20 protein-coding genes and 1 other RNA gene are annotated in these 21,627 nt (G+C 41.2%); 16 read left to right on the forward strand and 5 right to left on the reverse strand.

What is annotated here, in order from left to right; translation table 11 throughout:
• Positions 1 to 3 precede the first annotated feature (3 nt).
• The 11 genes from tpiA (at position 4) to ssrA (ending at position 9,655) form a co-directional block, all read left to right on the forward strand.
• Positions 4 to 765 carry a triose-phosphate isomerase gene (gene tpiA / locus BLT18_RS04145; RefSeq protein WP_091271500.1) on the forward strand — a complete coding sequence of 254 codons (762 nt, stop codon included), beginning with the start codon at positions 4 to 6 and terminating at the stop codon, positions 763 to 765.
• Complete coding sequence (gpmI, locus tag BLT18_RS04150; RefSeq protein WP_091271502.1) at positions 758 to 2,293, forward strand: 2,3-bisphosphoglycerate-independent phosphoglycerate mutase; 1,536 nt, start codon at positions 758 to 760, stop codon at positions 2,291 to 2,293. Before tpiA ends, gpmI begins: the two co-directional genes overlap by 8 nt.
• 17 nt (positions 2,294 to 2,310) lie before the next feature.
• Complete coding sequence (gene eno / locus BLT18_RS04155; protein ID WP_091271504.1) at positions 2,311 to 3,594, forward strand: phosphopyruvate hydratase; 1,284 nt, start codon at positions 2,311 to 2,313, stop codon at positions 3,592 to 3,594.
• Positions 3,595 to 3,722: 128 nt separating this feature from the next.
• Positions 3,723 to 3,953 (forward strand): preprotein translocase subunit SecG, encoded by a 231-nt coding sequence (secG, locus tag BLT18_RS04160; RefSeq protein WP_091271505.1) that lies wholly within the window; start codon positions 3,723 to 3,725, stop codon positions 3,951 to 3,953.
• 1 nt (position 3,954) lies between these two features.
• Complete coding sequence (locus BLT18_RS18100) at positions 3,955 to 4,146, forward strand: hypothetical protein (RefSeq protein WP_175487367.1); 192 nt, start codon at positions 3,955 to 3,957, stop codon at positions 4,144 to 4,146.
• Positions 4,147 to 4,170: 24 nt separating this feature from the next.
• A complete protein-coding gene (locus tag BLT18_RS18105) occupies positions 4,171 to 4,350 on the forward strand; it encodes a hypothetical protein (RefSeq protein WP_175487368.1) in 180 nt (59 codons plus the stop codon).
• A 367-nt stretch (positions 4,351 to 4,717) separates the two neighbouring features.
• The gene (locus BLT18_RS04170) at positions 4,718 to 5,443 is read left to right on the forward strand and encodes an alpha/beta hydrolase (protein WP_091271507.1); all 726 of its coding nucleotides are present in this window, start codon (positions 4,718 to 4,720) and stop codon (positions 5,441 to 5,443) included.
• A 45-nt stretch (positions 5,444 to 5,488) separates the two neighbouring features.
• Positions 5,489 to 6,244, forward strand: a complete 756-nt coding sequence (locus BLT18_RS04175) for an alpha/beta hydrolase (protein WP_091271509.1) — start codon at positions 5,489 to 5,491, stop codon at positions 6,242 to 6,244.
• A gap of 34 nt (positions 6,245 to 6,278) precedes the next feature.
• Positions 6,279 to 8,594: a ribonuclease R gene (gene rnr, locus BLT18_RS04180; protein ID WP_091271512.1), complete on the forward strand. Its 2,316-nt coding sequence runs from the start codon at positions 6,279 to 6,281 to the stop codon at positions 8,592 to 8,594.
• Positions 8,595 to 8,738: 144 nt separating this feature from the next.
• Positions 8,739 to 9,212, forward strand: a complete 474-nt coding sequence (gene smpB / locus BLT18_RS04185) for an SsrA-binding protein SmpB (protein ID WP_091271513.1) — start codon at positions 8,739 to 8,741, stop codon at positions 9,210 to 9,212.
• An 80-nt stretch (positions 9,213 to 9,292) separates the two neighbouring features.
• Positions 9,293 to 9,655: a transfer-messenger RNA gene (ssrA, locus tag BLT18_RS04190) on the forward strand.
• Positions 9,656 to 9,963: 308 nt separating this feature from the next.
• Here ssrA and BLT18_RS04195 read toward each other — a convergent pair.
• Positions 9,964 to 10,434: a CBO0543 family protein gene (locus tag BLT18_RS04195; protein WP_091271515.1), complete on the reverse strand. Its 471-nt coding sequence runs from the start codon at positions 10,432 to 10,434 to the stop codon at positions 9,964 to 9,966.
• The gene (locus BLT18_RS04200; protein ID WP_091271517.1) at positions 10,355 to 11,527 is read right to left on the reverse strand and encodes a DUF2515 family protein; all 1,173 of its coding nucleotides are present in this window, start codon (positions 11,525 to 11,527) and stop codon (positions 10,355 to 10,357) included. Before BLT18_RS04200 ends, BLT18_RS04195 begins: the two co-directional genes overlap by 80 nt.
• Before the next feature lie 86 nt (positions 11,528 to 11,613).
• Here BLT18_RS04200 and shc point away from each other — a divergent pair, with 86 nt between their 5' ends.
• On the forward strand, positions 11,614 to 13,488 hold the full coding sequence (gene shc / locus BLT18_RS04205; protein ID WP_091271519.1) for a squalene--hopene cyclase: 1,875 nt from the start codon (positions 11,614 to 11,616) through the stop codon (positions 13,486 to 13,488).
• A 381-nt stretch (positions 13,489 to 13,869) separates the two neighbouring features.
• Here the strand turns inward: shc and BLT18_RS04210 are convergent, their stop codons facing one another.
• From BLT18_RS04210 to BLT18_RS04220, 3 genes are all read right to left on the reverse strand, one after another.
• Positions 13,870 to 14,637, reverse strand: a complete 768-nt coding sequence (locus BLT18_RS04210; RefSeq protein WP_175487369.1) for a cytochrome c oxidase assembly protein — start codon at positions 14,635 to 14,637, stop codon at positions 13,870 to 13,872.
• Positions 14,638 to 14,809: 172 nt separating this feature from the next.
• The gene (locus BLT18_RS04215; RefSeq protein WP_091271524.1) at positions 14,810 to 16,333 is read right to left on the reverse strand and encodes a hypothetical protein; all 1,524 of its coding nucleotides are present in this window, start codon (positions 16,331 to 16,333) and stop codon (positions 14,810 to 14,812) included.
• Positions 16,334 to 16,530: 197 nt separating this feature from the next.
• Positions 16,531 to 17,463, reverse strand: coding sequence for a LysR family transcriptional regulator (locus BLT18_RS04220; protein ID WP_091271526.1), 933 nt, complete (start codon positions 17,461 to 17,463; stop codon positions 16,531 to 16,533).
• Between the two features lie 410 nt (positions 17,464 to 17,873).
• On the opposite strand from BLT18_RS04220, the gene BLT18_RS04225 reads away from it, so the two are divergent.
• The 4 genes from BLT18_RS04225 to BLT18_RS04240 form a co-directional block, all read left to right on the forward strand.
• Positions 17,874 to 18,881: a tripartite tricarboxylate transporter substrate binding protein gene (locus BLT18_RS04225; RefSeq protein WP_091271528.1), complete on the forward strand. Its 1,008-nt coding sequence runs from the start codon at positions 17,874 to 17,876 to the stop codon at positions 18,879 to 18,881.
• Positions 18,882 to 18,910: 29 nt separating this feature from the next.
• A complete protein-coding gene (locus BLT18_RS04230) occupies positions 18,911 to 20,464 on the forward strand; it encodes a tripartite tricarboxylate transporter permease (RefSeq protein ID WP_091271529.1) in 1,554 nt (517 codons plus the stop codon).
• Positions 20,461 to 20,961: a tripartite tricarboxylate transporter TctB family protein gene (locus BLT18_RS04235; protein ID WP_091271531.1), complete on the forward strand. Its 501-nt coding sequence runs from the start codon at positions 20,461 to 20,463 to the stop codon at positions 20,959 to 20,961. Before BLT18_RS04230 ends, BLT18_RS04235 begins: the two co-directional genes overlap by 4 nt.
• 285 nt (positions 20,962 to 21,246) lie before the next feature.
• The coding region (locus tag BLT18_RS04240; RefSeq protein ID WP_456061231.1) for an amidohydrolase family protein at positions 21,247 to 21,627 on the forward strand (381 nt) is incomplete at its 3' end.

The following is a 21,627-nucleotide window of genomic DNA, read 5'->3' on the forward strand; positions in this document are numbered from 1 at the left end:
TTCATGAGAAAACCAATCATCGCTGGCAACTGGAAAATGAACAAAACACATCAAGAAGCGGTAGCTTTTATGGAAGAAGTAAGAGGAAATGTGCCATCTAAAAACGAAGTGGAAACTGTGGTCTGTGCGCCGGCACTGTTTTTGAAAGACATGCACGATAAAGCAGAAAGCAGTGATGTAGCAGTCGGTGCGCAAACAATGCATTTTGAAGAAGGTGGTGCATTTACGGGTGAGATTAGTCCGGCTGCATTACAGGACATGGGTATTGCGTACTCCATCATTGGCCATTCTGAACGCCGTGAGATGTTTAACGAAACCGATGAATCTGTAAACAAAAAAGTGCATGCCGCATTTCGACACGAAATTACGCCGATTATGTGCTGTGGAGAAACGTTGGAAGAACGAGAAAGCAGCCAAACGGAGCAGGTCGTTCGCACGCAAATCGAAAAAGGATTTGCAGGCCTGAGCGCAGAGCAGGCCAAACAAGTCGTAGTAGCTTATGAACCAATTTGGGCAATTGGAACAGGCAAGTCTTCTTCAGCAGAAGATGCGAATGAAACGTGCCAAACTATTCGCCAAGTAATCGCTGAACTATATGATGAACAAACAGCAGAAGCAGTGCGTATTCAGTACGGAGGAAGCGTAAAGCCGGAAAATATTAACAGCTATCTTGCACAAGAACATATTGATGGCGCATTAGTCGGTGGAGCTAGCTTGAAAACAGATGCATTTTTGCAGTTAGCGGAGGCAGGAAAGCATGAGTAATTCACCAGTAGCGCTCATTATATTGGACGGTTACGCACTGCGAGATGAGGAAAAAGGAAATGCTGTTGCCAAAGCGGACACCCCAAACTTTGACCGCTTTTGGAAGAACTATCCACACACTACGCTTAAAGCAAGCGGAGAAGCAGTCGGCCTTCCGGAAGGACAGATGGGAAACTCTGAAGTAGGCCATTTAAACATTGGTGCAGGACGTATTGTGTATCAAAGCCTAACGCGTATTAATAAAGGTATTGAAGACGGTCATTTTCGAGAAAACAAGGCCCTGAGCGGTGCTTGTGAGCATGCGAAAGAAAATGGCGGAAGCCTTCATATTTACGGACTTCTTTCTGATGGCGGTGTGCACAGTCATATTAAACATTTATTTGCTTTGATTGATTTAGCCAAAGAAAAAGGACTGGACCGTGTCTATATCCATGGGTTTTTAGATGGGCGAGATGTTGGACCGACAACGGCAAAAACGTATGTAGAAGAGTTGCAGCAGAAAATGAATGAAACCGGAGTAGGCCGTTTAGCGACATTGCACGGACGTTATTATGCAATGGATCGTGACCGGCGCTGGGAACGGGTGGAAAAATCTTACCGCGCGCTCGTTTACGGAGAAGGACCGCGTTTTAACAGCCCCGAAGAAGCAATTGAACATTCATACCAAGAAGAAGTGTGGGATGAGTTTTTTGTGCCAGCTGTATTTGAAGACGAATCCGGCCAGCCGGTCGCAACGATTAACGATAATGATGCAGTAGTATTTTTCAATTTTCGGCCAGACCGTGCCATTCAATTGTCTGAAGTATTTACGAGCGAAGAATTTACTGGATTTGACAGGGGAGAGAAATTCCCGGAAAACTTGCACTATGTAACCATGACCAACTACAGCGATACAGTGCAGGCAGAGGTAGCTTATCCGCCGCAAAACCTTGTTAATACGATGGGAGAAACCGTTGCTAAAGCTGGCTTGAAACAGCTGAGAATTGCAGAAACAGAAAAATATCCGCACGTGACGTTTTTCTTCAGCGGCGGGCAGGAAAAAGAATTTGAAGGGGAACAGAGGATTTTAATTGATTCTCCAAAAGTAGCAACCTACGATTTGAAGCCGGAAATGAGTGTATATGAAGTAACAGATGCACTCGTCAAAGAAATTGAAGCCAAGCGCCATGATTTTATTGTGCTTAACTTTGCGAATCCGGACATGGTTGGCCATTCCGGCAAACTAGATGCTACTATTCAAGCGGTAGAAGCAGTTGATGAATGCTTAGGAAAAGTTGTCGACGCCCTTCATGATAAAAATGGCCATGCTGTTATTACAGCCGATCACGGCAATGCTGATGAAGTAGTAACAGTAGAAGGCAAACCAATGACTGCACATACAACAAACCCTGTTCCGGTCATTGTAACGAAGAAAGATGCCAAGCTGCGCGAGGAAGGGATTCTCGCTGATCTTTCTCCAACAGCAGTGGATTTATTAGGAATCAAAAAGCCAGATGAAATGACAGGTTCGTCTTTAATAAAAAAATAATAAAGGAGTTGGATATAATGAGTATGATTACAGATATCTATGCAAGAGAAGTGTTGGATTCCCGCGGAAACCCTACAGTAGAAGTTGAAGTATTTACAGAAACAGGCGGGTTTGGACGAGCGCTTGTGCCAAGCGGTGCCTCTACCGGTGAATACGAAGCAGTGGAACTTCGCGACGGCGGTAACCGTTATATGGGAAAAGGTGTTTTGCAAGCAGTGGATAATGTTAATGAAGAGATTGCACCTGAAGTAATGGGAATGGATGTGACAGATCAAACAGGCATTGATGAACTGCTTCTGGATTTAGACGGTACAGACAACAAAGAGAAGCTGGGAGCAAACGCCATTCTTGGTGTATCAATGGCAGCTGCACATGCAGCAGCTAATGACCTTGGTATTCCCCTTTATGAATACTTAGGTGGATTTAATGCCAAAACACTTCCTGTTCCAATGATGAATATTTTAAACGGCGGAGAGCATGCCGACAATAATGTAGATATTCAAGAATTTATGATTATGCCTGTTGGTGCGGAAAACTTTCCACAAGCACTTCGCATGGGAGCAGAAATTTTTCATAACTTGAAAAAAGTATTAAAAAGCAAAGGATATAACACAGCAGTAGGGGATGAAGGTGGATTTGCACCAAATCTGGATTCAAACGAAGAAGCTCTCCAAACAATCGTAGAAGCGATTGAAAAAGCGGGATATACTCCTGGTGAGCAAGTTCAGCTTGCGATGGATGCTGCATCATCCGAAATATATGAAGACGGGAAGTATAACTTAAAAGGAGAAGGCGTTGTCAAAACAGCAGACGAAATGATCGATTTTTATAAAGATCTTTGTGAAAAGTATCCAATTGTATCCATTGAAGACGGTTTGGATGAAAATGACTGGGAAGGCTGGCAGAAACTGACCGAAGCAATTGGCGGTAAAGTACAGCTTGTTGGAGACGACTTATTTGTTACGAACACAAACAAACTCTCCCAAGGTATTGAACAAGGTGTTGGCAATTCAATCCTTGTAAAAGTAAATCAAATTGGAACGTTAACCGAAACATTTGATGCTATTGAAATGGCAAAACGCGCTGGTTATACAGCTGTTATTTCCCATCGTTCTGGAGAAACAGAAGATGCCACCATTGCAGATATTGCGGTTGCAACAAACGCAGGCCAAATTAAAACGGGCGCACCTTCACGCACAGACCGTGTAGCAAAATACAATCAACTGATCCGCATTGCCGATGAGCTGGGCAGCACATCCGTATATCCAGGCCAGCATGCGTTTTATAATATCAACAAATAATGAGAGGTAATGACTTGCAGCGCACTTTATTCCGTAAGTGCGCTGTATGTATATAAAATACCGAATTGCGATTTTTATAATGGTGTGATAGATTTATCATGTGGGATACGGACGTGGAGGTGTAATTTTTGGAAACCCTGTTGTATGTGTTGTTGATTATTACGTCGATTGCGTTAATAACTGTCGTTTTGCTGCAATCCGGCCGCAGCGCTGGGCTATCCGGGGCAATATCCGGCGGTGCAGAACAACTAATGGGAAAACAGAAAGCGCGAGGGGTTGAAGCTTTTTTAACTCGGGCAACTGTCGTACTAGCCGTTATCTTTTTTGTACTGACATTGCTGTTAGCGTATTTTCTATAAAATGAAACATGGTACGGTGAAAAAAGCAGCGGATGTTCCCGCTGCTTTTTTGTATGGGGTGAAAAACTTCTCGCTAGTAGGAGCCGGGACAGTACTGGACGAACCATCCGCTGCTCGTGCTATTCACGCAGGAGCCGGTTTTATTTTTGCACCCAATTTGAACATTGATGTTGTAAGAGCTGCTAAACGTTAGGGTGTAGCGTCTATTCCTGGTGTTATGACACCAACAGAAATAGTGAAAGCATATGAGAATGGAGCAGATATCGTAAAAATATTTCCAGCAGCGGCTGTTGGTGCAGGCGGATCGTTAATGGATAAGAAGGCTATCGAAGAAGGTAACTTTGACATACTTACTCAAAAAGCAAAGGAACTGTTTTCTGGTCTTAGAACAGAATAAAAATAAAGGGAAAGCATGCGCATCTGCAACGATGCTGCATGCTTTCGTTTTGAAAATTGAACATTTTACAGGTGGTATGTTTGAAAGGGAAAAAGGAATAGGGAAAATATCTCTCAGCATTTGTTTAGTGTACAAGTTAACGGGGTAAGTGTTGGTGTTGAAAAGGAAAGTGTCTGCAATTCCTATTTTGTTTTGATATCATTAGTTTTGAACTGTTATCCCGCTGTTTGTTAAAAAGCTTCAACAGAAAGCGTCTTCCGGCCGGAATAAGAACAGCTGCTGAGCATCAGGCGGAAACATAGGTATGTTCTTGATATGAACGATAAAATACTGACACGAAAAATAGCAGACAGGAGAGCAGAGAAGAATGACGACAGGCTGTTTATGTTTACACGGGTTTACTGGCTCGCCATGGGAACTCGAGCCGTTAGCAGAGCGGCTGAGAAAAAAGTATCGTTGGCTCGTTTATACGCCAGTGCTGCCAGGACATAACGAGAATGAAAACTTAAAGGAAGTGTCTTATAAGACATGGATTTATAAAGCAGATTTAGCGGCTAGAGAATTATTTTTACACTGTGATCAAGTATATGTGATTGGGTTTTCCATGGGCGGTATGCTGGCCAGCTATATTGCTGCACGTTATCCTGTCGCCAAAGTCGTATTGCTGGGGGCAGCTGCGCAGTACATTGGAGCAGGCCAGCTCATGAAAGATATGGCTGAAATGCTGGAGTCTGGTATCAAAGGACAAATGAAAAAGCATCCGTGGTATCCCATTTTTTATGAAAAAGTACATACGCCGCTCCATGCCGTACGCGAATTTCAGAAAGCCGTGAAAGCCGTGACGCCTTTTTTAAAAGACGTTACCGTCCCGGTATTTATTGGACAAGGTGTACAGGACGGACTGGTACCAAGACGAAGTGCGCAATTTTTATATGAAAAGATGACGATGCCTGTGAAAAAGCTGTATTTCTATGAGCAGTCCAAACATTTCCTCTGTCATGGGGCAAATAGCGAGCAAGTGATGGAAGATGTTGAAAACTTTCTTATTGATGATATTCCTGATGGGGAAATAGTATGGAAAAGTGCTTATTGAAAAATAATAACAACGAATAAAGAGAGAGAGAAAGGGGAACGTAAGATGAAAATTGTACCACCAAAACCGTTCAAATTTGAAGGAGGAAAGCGCGCAGTCTTGTTGCTGCACGCATTTACCGGGTCATCTGCAGATGTAAGAATGCTGGGCCGCTATTTGCAAAAACGAGGCTACACATGTCATGCCCCGATTTATACAGGGCATGGCGTGCCGCCGGAAGAGTTGTTCCAGAGTAATTCGTTTGACTGGTGGCAGGATGTGGAGAGAGCATGGCAGGAATTAAGAAACGACGGCTATGAAGAAATTGCTGTGGCTGGATTGTCGCTCGGTGGTTTAATGACATTAAAAGTCGCTTACACTTATCCAGTAAAGGGTATTATACCAATGTGTGCCCCAATGATTGTTTCTGAAAACAAAGACCGGTTGTACAAAGGGGTCCTGCGGTATGCTAAAGAATACAAGCAATTAGAGAACAAAGATGAAAAGCAGGTCGAAAAAGAAATGGAGGAATTTAAGGATCTGCCAACCGATACACTGTCATCGGTAAATGAGTTAATCGAAGAAGTGCGTGACTCGTTAGATATGATTTATGCACCGGCATTTATCGTACAGGCAGAAAAAGACGATATGGTGCCTCCTGAAAGTGCACAAGTCATTCATGATGAAATAGCTTCTGATGAAAAACACTTAAAATGGTACGAAGAATCGGGTCATGTCATTACGATGGACAAGGAAAGAGATCAATTACATGAAGATGTTTATCAGTTTTTAGAACAGCTGGATTGGGAAACAGATAAATAAAACCTGCATCAAGCAGCGGAAGGAGATGAAATAGGTGGATGAGGAAAAAAAGCAGCAATTAATACAGTTTTTTAAAGAAGAAGCCGCAAAACCAATGGCTGTCAGCGAAATCCAAGAAGAATTAGAGATGAATGGGGCGGAAGAAACAAAAGCATTAATGAAAGCCTTAAATGATCTCGAAGAATCCGGTGATATTGTTCGTACGCGCAGCAACCGCTACGGCATCCCGGAAAAAATGAACTTGCTGAAAGGCAGAGTGCAAAGTCACCAAAGAGGATTTGCATTTATACTGCCGGAGAATAAAGAGGAAGACGATGTGTTTGTACCGGCCGGTGACTTGAACGGAGCAATGAATCGTGACACTGTGCTTGTACGGGTGCAGCAAAAATCATCTGGTGCAAAACCTGAAGGCACGGTAGTGCGGATTTTAGAGCGGGGGACGACAAAGACTGTCGGGACCTATATTGATAACCGCTCCTACGGATTTGTCGAAGTAGATGACAAACACATTACAAATGATATCTTTATTCCGCAGGACGCTGAGAATGGCGCGGTAGACGGCCATAAAGTGGTTGTTGAAATTACAAAATATCCAGAAGGCCGTTTTAGTGCAGAAGGAAAAGTTGTTAATATCCTCGGGCACAAAAACGATCCAGGAGTAGATATTCTTTCGATTATTCATAAACATGGGCTGCCGGGAGACTTTCCAGAAGAAACCATTAATCAAGCACATCAAGTGCCCGACGAAATAAAACAAGAAGAAATTGAAAACCGCCGTGACCTTCGTGAGGAGACGATTGTAACAATTGATGGTGCTGATGCGAAAGACTTGGACGATGCCGTGCAGGTGAAAAAGCTGGAAAACGGTAATTACTTGCTTGGTGTACACATTGCTGATGTGAGTTATTATGTGACAGAAGGCTCGCCCATCGATGAGGAAGCATATGAAAGAGGAACGAGTGTTTACTTAGTAGACCGCGTCATTCCGATGATTCCGCATCGTTTGTCTAATGGCATCTGCAGTTTAAACCCGCAAGTAGACCGCTTAACACTGTCTTGTGAAATGGAAATTAATGAAAAAGGCGAAGTGGTCGATCACGATATTTTTGAAAGTGTTATCCGCACGAACGAGCGTATGACCTACGATGATGTTCGCTTAATTTTAGAAGAAAAAGATGAAGAAACACGCGAAAAATATAAAGAGCTGGTTCCATTTTTTGAACAAATGGAAGAGTTGGCAGCAATTTTGCGTAAAAAACGTTTCAGCCGTGGTGCGATAGATTTTGACTTCAAGGAAGCGAGTGTCAAAGTGGATGAAGACGGTAATCCAACAGACGTTGTGTTAATCGACCGCTCTGTGGCAGAACGATTAATTGAGGAGTTTATGCTTGCTGCCAATGAAACGGTCGCGGAACATTTCCATTGGATGAAAGTGCCATTTGTGTACCGGATACACGAAGATCCTGATTCGGAAAAGTTAGAGCGCTTTTTGGAATTTGTGACTAATTTTGGCTATGTTGTAAAAGGAAGTGCCAATACCGTTCATCCAAGTGCATTGCAAAAAGTATTGGATGAGGTAAAAGGAGAACCCGAAGAAGCGGTGATTAATACCGTTTTGCTTCGCTCGATGCAGCAGGCAAAATACGATCCTGAAAACGTTGGCCACTTCGGTCTTGCATCAGATTTTTATACTCATTTCACTTCCCCGATTCGGCGGTATCCGGACTTAATTGTCCACCGCTTAATTCGTGAGTATTTAGTCCATAAAAACATGGATGGAAAAACACAATCTGCTTGGAAAGACAAACTGCCGGATATCACACAACATGCATCTGAAATGGAGCGCCGCGCAGTGGATGCAGAGCGTGAAGTTGATGACTTGAAGAAGGCACAATTTATGGAAGACAAAGTAGGCGAGGAATTTACTGGCTTTATTAGCGGAGCGGCCAATTTCGGTTTGTTTGTCGAACTAGAAAATACGATTGAAGGTATGGTGCATATTAGTTATCTTACAGATGACTATTATCACTTCGATGACAAGCAATATGCCTTAATTGGGGAGAGAACCGGGAATGTCTTTCGAATTGGCGATGAAGTAGAAGTGCGTGTTATAAATGTTAATGTAGAGGAGCACGATATTGATTTTGAAATTGTCGGCATGAAAGGGTCGAAAAAGCGTACACGAAAAGACCGGCCGAAAGTCATTCAAGGCGGAAAAAGAAACAATGGCCAAAATGACGACAAAAATAAAACAACGGCCAAAAAAGGAAGACAAAAGCACAAAAATAAAAACCAGCGAAATAAACCTTTTTATGAAAACGTGCCAAAAAAGAAAGGGAAAAAACGATAGAAAAGGAGGCAGGCTGCTGTTTCTAAGAAGTTACAGCAGCCGCTGTCTTGTTGACGCTGTTTGAGAATGTTGCTACTATATAAGGATGACAATGACTTTTGAACGAGTATTTGATTTGTGACAGGGAAGAAAGGTGTTCGGGAGATGGCAGCAAAAACGGAAGGAAGAGTTCTTGCACAAAACAGAAAAGCCCGCCATGATTATTTTATTGAAGAAACGTTTGAAGCCGGAATTGTCTTGAAAGGTACGGAAATTAAGTCGATTCGGGCAGGGCGGGTGAATATAAAAGACAGTTTTGCAAAAATCGATAACAGTGAAATGTTTTTGCATAACGCACATATCAGCCCTTATGAACAAGGCAATCAATTCAATCATGATCCGCTGCGGACGCGGAAACTGCTCCTGCACCGGCGTGAAATTAATAAATTAATCGGAAAAAGCCAGCAAGCCGGCTATTCGATTGTACCATTGAAAGTGTATATCAAGCACGGTGTAGCGAAAGTGTTAATTGGATTAGCAAAAGGGAAAAAGAAATATGATAAACGCGAAGCCATCAAACAAAAGGACGCAAAACGTGATATGGAGCGCGCCATTAGGCGCCAAATGAAAGGTGAATAAAAGTATTTGCATTCGGGAGAGAATATGTTATAATAAAATGTCCAAAGGGAAAACAGAATAGTTCTCTTCCTCTTTTACATGGGGACGACACGGCTTCGACAGGGATAGGTCGAGCTTAAGTAGCGAGTCGAGCTGGGCAGTCTCGATAAAGGCCCACGCCAATAATAACTGGCAAATCTAACGAAAACCTCGCAGTAGCTGCGTAACAGTTGACTGCGGATCCCGCTCTCCATCGCCCATGTGGAGTGACCGGGGTCTCACTATGAAGTGGGCTACGCTGTCCGGCCGCCGTCTGAGGCCGGCAGAAGAGATTAATCAGACTAGCCTTGCAGCGGCCCGTCACTAGGCCAATGCAACGGCGAACCATAATATAGTGACTACGCTCGTAGAAGCTTAAGTGGCGATATTCCTGGACGTGGGTTCGATTCCCACCGTCTCCACCATACATAATAGTAAAACGAACGCTTGTTACTGTAACATAAAAAGCCTGAGCCAAACCCAATAAATGGAAAAAAGCGTGGTACTTACCGATGAGGTGATGTACCACGCTTTTTTGATTCGGCAACATCCAGTATAAGGAAATGAAAAAACTCACACGATACGCTGTTTATCTTTCGTCCATCATGGATAATAAACGTTGAAATACAGGATGATTATAGGAAATTGTAAATATCTTAACTAGAACGAAGAGCAAACTGCATGAAACTATACTTCGCATTATCTCCTTCTGGTCATTTGTTCCTCTATTTTTTCACCGTTTTCTAAAAGAGGAGAATACGAGGAAAAGCTTCCAAATGAGGCATAAAAACAGCATATAGCCGATCAAAGAATAAACATGATTCCAGTTGGTTCCGTGTTGAAACCATCCTAATTGTTCGGCGAAATGTTCCGCAAAAAATACCCCTGCACTAATAACAATGATGGTTGCCGCACGAACAAAGGGTGGAACTCGTTTTGCCACTAGTAGAAAGAGAACTGTGAACAGGGGAAGGAAAAATAACGTGAATACAATATTAATCGTAAATAGTTCAGGAAAGAGCCTGACTGGAAAATGATACATCCCTGCCCCAACGAAAATTAAATCTAAATAAGTTCCAACAAGCGCAGCAAATAGAGCTGTTGTTATATAGGCGTAAAGATGGCTACTCTCGTTTGAGAAAAATTGCTTTTTTTGCGATGATAGTACTCTCGATTTTCTCGATCGTTTTACAATAATGATCATATATGTCGCCACCTGTGAATTTTTCTTCTTCCATTAAATAATCAACAATTCTCCAATCATCAAACCAGTCGCCTTTTTCCGCTTCAGGGTGATCAATATTTTTCCAGGCAAATTGCAATGGAGGACTATAAATACGAGGTGCTCCTTTTTTTAGCTGGCATTCTTTGATTCTTCGCTGATAATGGCGGCCTGGCAGCATGTCGTTAATATCGTGAAAAAGATGGTTCCAATAGTCTTTTCGTGAACCGGTGTGAGGGTGGTGATTAGCCCAATGCAAAACACCTTGCAAGATGGTTGTTTGATGAAAAAGCAGGGAATACAAACGTTTGCCCAGCATAATCCTCTCATGAAGAGAGGAAAAGTGGCGCAGCGTATCTCCTGTTATGCTCGGCTTATCCGTCGTTTTATTCTTATGAAAGGGAAAGATGACATGGTTAAAACGCAGAAAATCATACAATTTAAAGCCTATTGTATTTAATACCGTTTTTTTGAAATGAGGATGTTGTATTACTCTTTTTTCTAAATAACTTTGTTCGTTAATGACGGTAGCAATCGCTAAAAGGTAGCGGTCACGATACTTCCAAAAATAATTCCACATCGTTTCCATAAATATGGAAACATCGAAAAACGGAAGAAGATAAAAAAGGTTGCTGCTGGTTTTTAAACTGTGCTGATACAGAAGAAATTGCGGATATACATCTTGAAAGATTAACCAGTTTCCGCGTTCTAAAAAGAAAAAGAAATGTTGTTGTTCTTTCTCAGACAGCAGTCTTGTGAGAAGATCTCCTTTTAAATCCGTCATGTACCAGCCGCCATTTCGCGATACCATATGACCTAATAATGCCCAGTGAATTTCAGGGTGTTGCAGAAAAAAATCAAAATATGCCTGTGTGCGTGTAACATTATTTACGTTCCATTGTTGTGTTGTTTCTTTAATGTATGTGATGAGCTTTCTTTCCCCGTTTGTCAATTTATATTCTGGAAAAGAACTTGGTTTATTTTTGTGTTTCTTTTTTAATGCTTCTTTTATTTCAGTATAAGATGGAGATTGTTTCTTCATTTTCTTCTTTTGTGACCAGCTGGTCTTCACCATTACCCTTCCTTTCCGTTCTGGAATATCCTTGTATAGAAAGGAATAAGTATTCAAAAAGATGTTAACAAGAGAGGGTAAGCGGTTATATGAAACAAATACAAGCGGAAATAAATCGACTCGTGAACATTTTGGTAAAGGAACAGAATCATGACGGTTCCTGGTCCTGCCCATTTGAAACAGGTATTGCAACGGATTGTTATATGATTATCTTATTACGCACATTAGAAATAAATGATGAAGATTTGATTTACGCACTGGTGCGTAGAATTCTAATGAAGCAGGAAAAAAACGGAGCATGGAAGTTATTTCATGACGAGGAAAAAGGGAATCTGTCGGCAACGGTTGAAGCTTATTATGCTGTGCTCTACTCCGGGTACCGGACCAAACATGATCAATCTATGTTCTTAGCCAAACAATTTATTTTAAAGAATGGTGGATTAAAGGAAATCAATATGTTCACCAAAGTGATGTTAGCTTTAACGGGCCGATATAAATGGCCGAGTCATTTCCCCATGCCGGTTGAGCTGATTCTTTTACCGACTTCTTTTCCAGTGAACTTTTTTGACTTTTCTGTGTATGCAAGATCAAATCTTACTCCTATATTCATAGCTGCGGATTATAGATTTAGCATAAAGACAGAACGTTCTCCGGATATATCTGATTTATTTTTAAATAGAAATGATCATGGCTGGGAAAGAGAGCTGCGTGGTTTGCAATCCTTACAGTCTCTTATTCGGCAGGGAATCGATAAGTTAGCAGGATATTCGCATGAGCTTCATGAGATAGCCTTAGAACACGCGGAGAAATATATGCTGCAGCGCATCGAACCAGATGGAACATTTTATAGTTATTTTAGCTCTACGTTTCTCATGGTTTTTGCTTTGATGGCTCGGGGATATCCGAAGCAGCACCCTGTCATTCGAAAAGCGGTTCAGGGACTAACATCGTATCAGACGACCATCGATAATCAAATGCATATACAATACACAACCGCAAATGTTTGGAACACAGCGTTAATTAGTTATGGTTTACAAGAAGCAGGAGTTCCGACTTCTTCAGAAACGATTCAAAAAGCCCATCAATATTTGTTGTCGAGGCAGCATTTTCTTTATGGTGACTGGGCTGTCCACAATCAAAACGTCATACCGGGAGGGTGGGGGTTTTCCGATATTAATACCATCAATCCTGATATAGATGATACAACTGCTTCCTTACGATCTTTGCGAACTCTTATTGTAAACGAACCAACTTATTCGCAAGCGTGGGACCGTGCTGTACAGTGGGTTGTATCCATGCAAAACAATGACGGCGGCTGGGCTGCGTTTGAAAAAAATGTCAATAAATCTTTTCTTTCTTGGCTGCCGGTAGAAGGAGGAGGGAAAATGTTACTAGACCCTTCTACTGCAGATTTAACAGGGAGAACACTAGAATTTTTAGGGAATGTCACTCATGTCGATCGTCATCATCCGTTTGTGAACAAGGGTATTCAATGGCTTCTGCGAAATCAGCGAAAGGACGGCTCATGGTATGGCAGGTGGGGGATTTGTTATATTTATGGGACGTGGGCTGCTTTGACAGGGTTATTAGCAGTAAACGTGCGTAAAAAGCATCCGTCTGTTCAAAAAGCGGTCCAATGGTTATACTCCATTCAAAATAAAAACGGCGGATGGGGAGAGTCTTGTAACAGCGATATAATGAAAAAATATGTTCCATTGTATGAGAGCACTCGAACTCACACTGCCTGGGCATTAGACGCACTTGTTTCAGCAGAAAATGAAGAGACACCCGAATTAAAACGCGGGCTCAAATTTTTGCTGGAAACTTCTGGGGAAAATGATTGGACAACGACGTATCCGAAAGGGCAAGGACTTCCAGGAGGGTTTTATATTCATTATCATAGTTATGAATATTTATTTCCTTTACTAGCGTTAAGTCACTACAAGAAAACATTTCATTATTAACGGATCGATTGAATGAAAGGGATGACAGGGTCTGGTATAAAGATGACTGAAGCGGCTGGGCATTGTGTAAATAAATGTACAATTTGACAGCAGCTTCTGTATTCTCACTATTATTTTTAGGAATTTCTTTTCTCATTATTTAATAATGATATAAAGAGGCAAGGTCAAATCCAAAACAAGTTATTCCAAAGTCAAACAACAAGATATGCAAGTATAGGCTAGGTGTCTTCAACATACGAAGACGCCCGTTGTCTGACCTCACTATCATCCCATGTCTAAAGACGGGCTTTCTCGTTCGGAAAATCTGTAAGGAATAATTTTTAAATGGATAGCAGTATGGGCTATCCATTTAAAACATGGCTGCTGTAGCATAAAATACATTTATGCAGAGGAAGCCGATGTAGGCGGAACGTGAATATCAGGTGAATGTTTTTGGTTTAATTTTGCAGCAGCATACATAGCTAGTTGGTGAAGGATAATCATTAATAAACCGCTGATGCGCTGGTCTGTGATGGCGGAAAATAGCCTTTCGTCTCCATGAACAGGCTGGTATATGCTGTATAACTCATGATTGGCAAAAAGGAGCAGAACACAAGCTGGCATGGTAACAAGCATCATGAAAGAAAAATATGTTTTCTTAGGGCGGCCCGTACCTTTCGTGATGAAGTGAAAAAGGGAAGGAAGCCACATCAATAAAGCAGATAGAAAAAGCAAAGCATGGTAAGCAATATGCGTCAAATGATGAGTGTTGACTTGATTAAAGATACCCGGCATATGATACAGAAAAAAGAAAAATGCAAAAACGAGTGCAGCGGTACTTGAAGGTAATTTTTTTATAAAATGAGGAATGAACGTTCCATATGCAGATGCCGGCATGCCGTAAATGAGAAGAGGTGGAATGATGAAACAGAGAATGCTCATTTGCAGCATATGAATGGTGAGATACGTATGGCTATAGTAGGCAAGCGGACTGCCAAATGTAATAAATAGAAGAAGACACCCAGCTGTAAAGGAATAGATGCGTTTTTTAGTTATTTGTATCTGTTCATGGTTTCGTTTTTTCAAAAAGCCAATCAAAAGCCAATATAAGAAAAGCAAAGCAAGGAGACTAAGGAGCAATGGAATATTCCAAGATGAATGATGAGACATAGGAAAGTCCTCCAATCGGGATGAAAAATAATGAAAAGTGTGCAGATAGTAATTTACCGTGATCATTTTATGTTTTCTGTCAAATCGTATGGTGTTTGATATGATAGAAAAGCCACATGCATTTCACATATGGCTTAATCTTTTAACTGTCTTCATTTTTTATTTATGAGCATTAATGGTGATGACCACAAGAACAAGCATCTGCAACATTTGCTGTATGCCAAAGAGGGTTATTGCAATGTTTCGGATCAGCTCCAACCATTTTCATAAATAGAGGATGATAGTGCTCACAAATGTTCAGCTCTGTCATTACCCAGTCTTCTGGGTCATTGGCGTAATGTTTCCAATAGTCGCCTTCCATATTTAAACCTGGAACAGCAGGAATCCATGATTCAGAGAGTAAAATGTCAGGATCGCCGAATTGAGCAGCTATGTCTCGAACACCTGGATCATCAAGTGCTAAAAGGTGACCATCTTTAATAATTGTTTCTGTACTGCCGTCCATCATTTCTGCTGTCATAGTAGGAAAATAAAGATGAACGTGCCAGTGTCCGACTGGAAGTCCCATTTTTGCTGCTTCCCGCTCCGCAGAGCTGGAAATGATCGTTCCAAATCCAATATGAATGACACCGCTTCTCATGCGTTCGTACAGACAATTGAGCCAGCCATTTAAAAATCCCTGACGCGGCCGGTGAATGTGCGGATTTGTTCCAATAGATGCTTCCCACCAGCGGAATAGCCCCTCGTCCGGGAATCCAGGATATTTCAAATGATCGGTCTCACTTTTCAACTTGCGAAGTTTCTCGCCAAATTCTCCCCCTTCATTAATTTGAGTAATTTTTCCTTTATCCACTTCCAATTGAATCCATGGCACGGGCCCAATGTGGTTGGTTGTTCCAGCGATGACACCAGTTGCGTCTTCTTTCGGATGGTAAAGCCACGGCCGTCCTAATACGTGTCCAGGAAGATATGTTTTTCCAAAACTTTTATTCCCTTTCCAGAACCGTTCAACAAGATCGGGGTTATAAAATTCACGTTTGGAGTCGTAATATTCATCGTGATTGGTATAGCTTAAGTCTGTTCCTTCTGGATCTTGAATTCGAATACGTTTGGCATGGCGAATTTTATTCCATGTCCATTTATCAATTGCATCAATAATTTCGTATGGAATAGTGTGGGCAGGAGTAGCTGTCAATTCAGGGGTGATAAAAGGCATGCGCTGAATCTTAATATTGGTATCTCTTAAGACGGGACCACCGTATCCCCAGAGCAGTTTATCGTACTCACCTTCTTCTTCCATTTTCTCCCACTCATCCATCCACTCTGCTAATTCTTTCGTGCGGGCTAAGTAATAATCTACTTCATCATGCCCTTTCCAACGAATAATGGGACCTTTATCTACCATTTTTACTTCATAGTTCGTGTTATATTTTTCAAGGATTTTTTTGCATGCCTCAATCACCATTGGATCGTGCCAGTTATCAACGCGAAGAAGCACTCTTTCTCCCGGCTGTAAATCCCAACCGGCATGGAGACCGTGGTTATAGGGGCGTTTGGCAACTTCATCAAGATACGGAATTAAATCATCCGCTGATTTTATATCAACCATTGGCGGACAACGTGGGGGAGTTTTTTCAATTAACGGGGGGCTTGTGAAAGATGGTTTTCCTTTAATGGATGCTTTTCCTTTTAACATGTTCATTCCTCCAATACTATGTGATAAATGAAAACAATTATTTTCTAAAAATTATGATATCAGGTGGTTATTCATTTTCATAATATTAGTTTTATTTATTATATATTTAAAAAAAATATAAATAGCAGGAAAAGGTTAAAAGGAAAGTGTTTTGTGGCAGTATTCAAGAGGGATGAACCTGCCACGCGGGAAGAAATTTAAAACGTAGTAGAAGCGATATAATCGATAAATCTTTTTGCCGGAGTGGAAAGGTGTCGATGTTTTAGCCATATTAATCCAGAAGGACGTGATTCGATGGAGGGGTGAGTAATTTTTTTATATACTAACTCACTAGTCGGCAGAACATTCATAGCTGATTTCGGAACAATAACTACACCAATTCCGTGATAAGCCCAATTAAGAAGCATTGTAAGGGACGTGCTTTCACCAATAATATGCGGGTTAAATCCTGCTTTATTGCATGCTTCCTTTACCATCTCCATCGTATACATTTTTTGATTATATGTTGATGTTCCTGGATACCTTTTCAACAGCAATAAAGGTTTATCTTTTAATTGGGACAATGTAATGTCACACTGACTAGTTTCATTCCATTTATGGTTCATAGCAGCATACATGGGTTCAGACGGCAGGTGAATCATGTCAAATACGTCACTGTCGACCGGTAATCGAACGATACCTAGTTCCACGTCGCGATTTTTGGAGAGTTCCATAATACGATTAGGATCTCCTTCATGGACTTGGAAAGTGACATTCGGATAATGTTTTTGAAAATGCTGAATGCCTTTCAGCAAAAGTTCTGAACCAAGCGAAGCAATCGTGCCGATTGTTAACGTACCCGTTATACCTTCGCTTAGTTCTTTTATTTCTTCAGCCGTGCCATTCAGACGCTCCATGATATCTTGTGCACGGTCATACAGTAACCTTCCTGCTTCTGTCATAACTAATTTTTTAGTCGTACGTTCTAAAAGCGACACTCCTAATTCGTCTTCCAATAATTTTAGTTTCTGACTTAAAGGCGGTTGAGTCATGTGTAGTTTATTGGCTGCCTTTGAAATTGATCCTTCATCGACAATCGTAAGAAAATATTTAAGCTGGCGAATATCCATATAATCTCCTTCTATTTTCATAATCTATCTCTTATGTCTTGAAATTGAATGTCAAAGAATACTGATTACGATAAACAGTCACGTGTATGGTAGAAACAAGCTCGGCCTGCAGTGCATGCAAAGGTTACATATTTCCCTGGTGTTCTAAGGTAAAGAGGAAATATATGCTGTCTTTTTTAGAAAATAAAGCGGCAATGATGCTCAAAAACGTTCTGCAAAAGTAATATCAGTAAGCCTTTTCACCATAAATATATATGTTTTTTATATAGGTGTCTAATGATTTTGATATTTTGACTTATGTGAAAATTATGATAAATTTAAAGCAATCTCACAGCGAGAAGTTGTTTCGCAATTTGTCAAAGATTGAAAGCGTTGGCGAAAGGAAGGTGAATCTTAGAAAAAAGAATATTAGAAAGGGAGAGTGAGAAAAGATGAAACACAAACTATTACCAGCAATAATTTTTATTTTATCGTTAGGAATGTTAGTTGCTTGCAGCGGTGGAAGTACAGGAGGAAATACTAGTGAAAGCGCCCAAGGATCAGAAGGTTCAAATGCCTCAAATCCGAATTTTCCAGAACAGCCAATTACTTGGATTGTTCCATTTGATTCTGGTTCCGTGACAGATTTAGCTACACGTTTTCTTGCTGATGAAATGTCTCAAAAATTAGATACTTCTATTGTTATTGAAAATGTTCCAGGCGGAGGCACCGTCCCAGCTCATGTTCAGGTTTCTCAATCAAACCCGGATGGTTATACGGTGGGAACAGGTGCTTTAGCAGCTGAAATTACTTTGCATCAACAGGAAACGGCTATTTCAGATTTGAATGACTTAGATGTCATTGCTCAAATTGGAGAGTACACCAATGGTATTAGTGTGAGAGCAGATAGTGACGTGGAAACATTAGATGATTTGGAAAACGTCTCGTCGGACCAGCTTTCTGTGGCCCCGTCTGCTTCACGCAGTATCACTCACTTATGGTGGGATTTAGTCGCTGAACACTATGGTATTGGGGACTATGGGTTGTTATCGACTACAGGTGGAAATGATGCTGTATTGAAATTGCTTTCCGGGGATGCTGATGTTGTGTCAACACCATTGGCGAATGTTGTGGAGCATGTGAATTCTGGGGATGTTCGTACATTAGCAGTGACAACAAATGACAGGGTTCCCGGTTTAGAAGATGTGCCGACATTAGATGAATTAGGTGTGGATAACCCTCTCATTCATAACTTATTGTTTATTGCTCCAAATGATCTTCCTGATGATGTGCGAAATATTTTGTTAAGCACACTTGAAGAAGTAATGAATGATCCAGAAGTTCAAGAAGAGATGGAAAAGATGCAGCTTGCACCTGCGTTTTTAAAAGGAGAAGAATTAGAAGAGCAGATGAATGAAGGAAGAGAAGCGATTGGACAGATTATGGATGCAAACAATTGATGATACGTTTGAGAAGGGTATGAGTAAACATGCTTGATACATTGCTTCAAGCCTTATTATCCATATTGAATTGGCAGCACCTTTTGGCCTTAACTGCTGGTGTGATGATTGGATTATTAGTAGGTTCTGTTCCAGGACTATCCGGCACACTGGCTCTAGCTTTGATGGTGCCTATCACTTATAGTCTATCCTTAACAGTGGCGGTTGTGTTACTGACAGCCATTTATAAAGCCAGCACATTTGCTGGAAGTTTAACATCAATTATGGTTGGGACCCCTGGAACTCCTGCTGCTGCAGCTACTTTATTTGATGGGTATACACTAAAGAAAAAGGGCGAGGGACTAAAAGCAGTACAAATGTCAATTTTTTCGAGTGTGACGGCTGATATGTTAACAGATATTATGCTATTAGTCGCCATAGTACCGATGACTGCTTTAGCTTTAATGTTTGGTGCTCCTGAGTTTTTAATTTTAGTTTTGTTAGCACTCATATCTGTCGCTAGTATTTCAGAAACAAATACGGGGAGCCTAATCAAAAATTTAATTAGCGGGTTAATCGGTCTTTTTATTGCAATGATTGGAATGGAGGCCTTACGAGGGTCTCCGCGCTATACATTTGGTAATAGTGATTTGTTAAATGGAATCGATATAATGGTTGGAGTTATTGGTTTATTATGCTTACCGGAAGTTTTCATTCAAATTAGTAAACGTTTTCATAAAGGGAATGAAAAAAGCAATGCATCATTAACAGCCGGTGGAGAAAAAGCAAAAGGACTGTCGTGGAAAGAGGGAATAAAAGCTGTACCAACCATATTAAGAGGGGCAGTTGTTGGTGGAATTTTAGGTATCCTTCCCGGGGCAGGTCCTTCAATGGGAGCGTTTTTGAATTATCAGATCGAACATCAACGCTCTCGGTCTCGCAAAGACAAGATAAAAGTAGGAAAAGGGTCCATACGAGGAGTGGCTGCGGCCGAGTCAGGAAACAGCGCAGTAAGCGGAGCTAACTTACTTCCGTTATTTTCATTCGGTATTCCTGGTGATGCAGCGGCAGCTATTTTAATCGGGGCATTTATGATACACGGAATTACACCAGGACCTAATATTATGGAGAGTACTCCAGAGATTGTTTATGCAGTAATTTTCAGCTTAATTATTGCTAATCTGTTACTTGCACCAATGGCTTTTATTTACAGTAAGTTTTTCAATATCATTATTACGAAACTTGATACTGCTATTTTATATCCGATTATTTTAACCATTTGTTTAGCAGCGGCTTATTCTATTCGCAACTCTATGCTTGATGTTGCACTCGTTTTTGCGTTTGGTGTTGCAGGTCTCTTTATTATGAAGGCGGGCTTTTCGCGAGTAGCAATTATTATTGGTTTAATTCTTGGAGGCTTAACAGAATTATCATTCGGCCAAACGTTAGTTATGGGTGAAGGCTCACTTGCAATCTTATTTGAGCGTCCTATCTCTCTAGTTCTTTTGCTTTTAACATTGATTATCTTTTTGATTCCTTTTATCACGAAACTATCGCAAAAGAAAAGCCAGCCAACGAGTGAAAGCGAGGGGATCAATCAATGAGAGAAATAATGAGCTATCTAGTAATTGGTCTTATTGCTGTCGTGTTTATTGTTATTACTCCAGCACAAACTAGCTATTTTGAACCTGAATTTGGTTTAACACCGCGTACGTTCCCGTTAGTTATATTATGGGGAATTGTCGGTTTATCATGTATTGGAATGATCGTAACGGTAATTAGACGGTTTTCTTCCAGATACGCTGCTAATTACCAGACAGATACAAGGGAAGAGGGACAAGAAAATGATGATGAAGCAGAAAGCATTCATTTTAAGAAAATATTCCTTCTTTCTCTTTTGACAGCTGCGGCTGTCTTGTTTATACCATATATCGGCTTTTACGTGTCCGTTGGTATTGTTTTGTGGATTGCGTTTGCTATTGCTGGAAGGAAGAAATGGAGCAGAAATATCATTTATTCCGTCGTTACGATGGTTGCAATATGGGTCGTTTTTGAAAAAGTAATGTCAGTTTCTTTACCAAAAGGCAGCTGGTTCCTATAAGGAACCGCTGTTGTATATTTTGTAAACTTTTATATACGCTTAATTGTCATAACAATATTATGTTATGTTTAAATGGTTGGAAGGACGATATTTAATTAATGGGGGAGGTGATTCTATGATTGTTGTATCTTAAGGCTGAAAGTACTGGTTTGTTGAACGAATAAAACAGCAAGTATGAAAAGGGAGCCATTAGCCATAGCACACAACTAATTTGGATTCACACGTACTTTGACATGAAACAAAAGAGTGGAGGAACGTGTTGTTAAATAATGGGAGGTTGAAACGATGACAGAAGATTTCACAAAAAAGCAGGAAGATGCTGTGCATACAGTGCTGGGCCCGGTAGCTGCTGAGGAGTTGGGAGTTGTCCTTCCTCACGAGGCTCTTCTTTCCATGGTGCCTGGGGCGGAGATAGCACCGGAAATCGATACGGATGAAAGCAAACAATTTGAGACGTTAAGACGTGTCCTGATCGAGTACCGCCGTCTTGGCGGAAAAACAATTGTGGACCGCGGCGGCATGTTCAAAGGACGCAATGTCTTGTTGTATCGAGCGCTTTCGAGGGAGACGGGCGTGCACCTTGTGGCATCGACAGGACTTGGGCCGGCATCGATGGTAGGGTCCTATTTCACAACACAGCAGACAGATCCGCCCGGCCCGATGCCT

Source organism: Alteribacillus persepolensis (assembly GCF_900099605.1).
In the GTDB taxonomy this organism is placed as follows: Bacteria; Bacillota; Bacilli; order Bacillales; family Marinococcaceae; genus Alteribacillus; species Alteribacillus persepolensis.

What these genes read in the sequence shown, in the direction of transcription:
- tpiA (WP_091271500.1), top strand. Translation starts at nt 4, where the DNA reads ATGAGAAAACCAATCATCGCTGGCAACTGGAAAATGAACAAAACACAT.
- gpmI (WP_091271502.1), top strand. Translation starts at nt 758, where the DNA reads ATGAGTAATTCACCAGTAGCGCTCATTATATTGGACGGTTACGCACTG.
- eno (WP_091271504.1), top strand. Translation starts at nt 2,311, where the DNA reads ATGAGTATGATTACAGATATCTATGCAAGAGAAGTGTTGGATTCCCGC.
- BLT18_RS18100 (WP_175487367.1), top strand. Translation starts at nt 3,955, where the DNA reads ATGAAACATGGTACGGTGAAAAAAGCAGCGGATGTTCCCGCTGCTTTT.
- BLT18_RS18105 (WP_175487368.1), top strand. Translation starts at nt 4,171, where the DNA reads ATGACACCAACAGAAATAGTGAAAGCATATGAGAATGGAGCAGATATC.
- BLT18_RS04170 (WP_091271507.1), top strand. Translation starts at nt 4,718, where the DNA reads ATGACGACAGGCTGTTTATGTTTACACGGGTTTACTGGCTCGCCATGG.
- BLT18_RS04175 (WP_091271509.1), top strand. Translation starts at nt 5,489, where the DNA reads ATGAAAATTGTACCACCAAAACCGTTCAAATTTGAAGGAGGAAAGCGC.
- smpB (WP_091271513.1), top strand. Translation starts at nt 8,739, where the DNA reads ATGGCAGCAAAAACGGAAGGAAGAGTTCTTGCACAAAACAGAAAAGCC.
- BLT18_RS04195 (WP_091271515.1), bottom strand. Translation starts at nt 10,434, where the DNA reads ATGATCATTATTGTAAAACGATCGAGAAAATCGAGAGTACTATCATCG.
- BLT18_RS04200 (WP_091271517.1), bottom strand. Translation starts at nt 11,527, where the DNA reads ATGGTGAAGACCAGCTGGTCACAAAAGAAGAAAATGAAGAAACAATCT.
- shc (WP_091271519.1), top strand. Translation starts at nt 11,614, where the DNA reads ATGAAACAAATACAAGCGGAAATAAATCGACTCGTGAACATTTTGGTA.
- BLT18_RS04210 (WP_175487369.1), bottom strand. Translation starts at nt 14,637, where the DNA reads ATGTCTCATCATTCATCTTGGAATATTCCATTGCTCCTTAGTCTCCTT.
- BLT18_RS04215 (WP_091271524.1), bottom strand. Translation starts at nt 16,333, where the DNA reads ATGTTAAAAGGAAAAGCATCCATTAAAGGAAAACCATCTTTCACAAGC.
- BLT18_RS04220 (WP_091271526.1), bottom strand. Translation starts at nt 17,463, where the DNA reads ATGAAAATAGAAGGAGATTATATGGATATTCGCCAGCTTAAATATTTT.
- BLT18_RS04225 (WP_091271528.1), top strand. Translation starts at nt 17,874, where the DNA reads ATGAAACACAAACTATTACCAGCAATAATTTTTATTTTATCGTTAGGA.
- BLT18_RS04230 (WP_091271529.1), top strand. Translation starts at nt 18,911, where the DNA reads ATGCTTGATACATTGCTTCAAGCCTTATTATCCATATTGAATTGGCAG.
- BLT18_RS04235 (WP_091271531.1), top strand. Translation starts at nt 20,461, where the DNA reads ATGAGAGAAATAATGAGCTATCTAGTAATTGGTCTTATTGCTGTCGTG.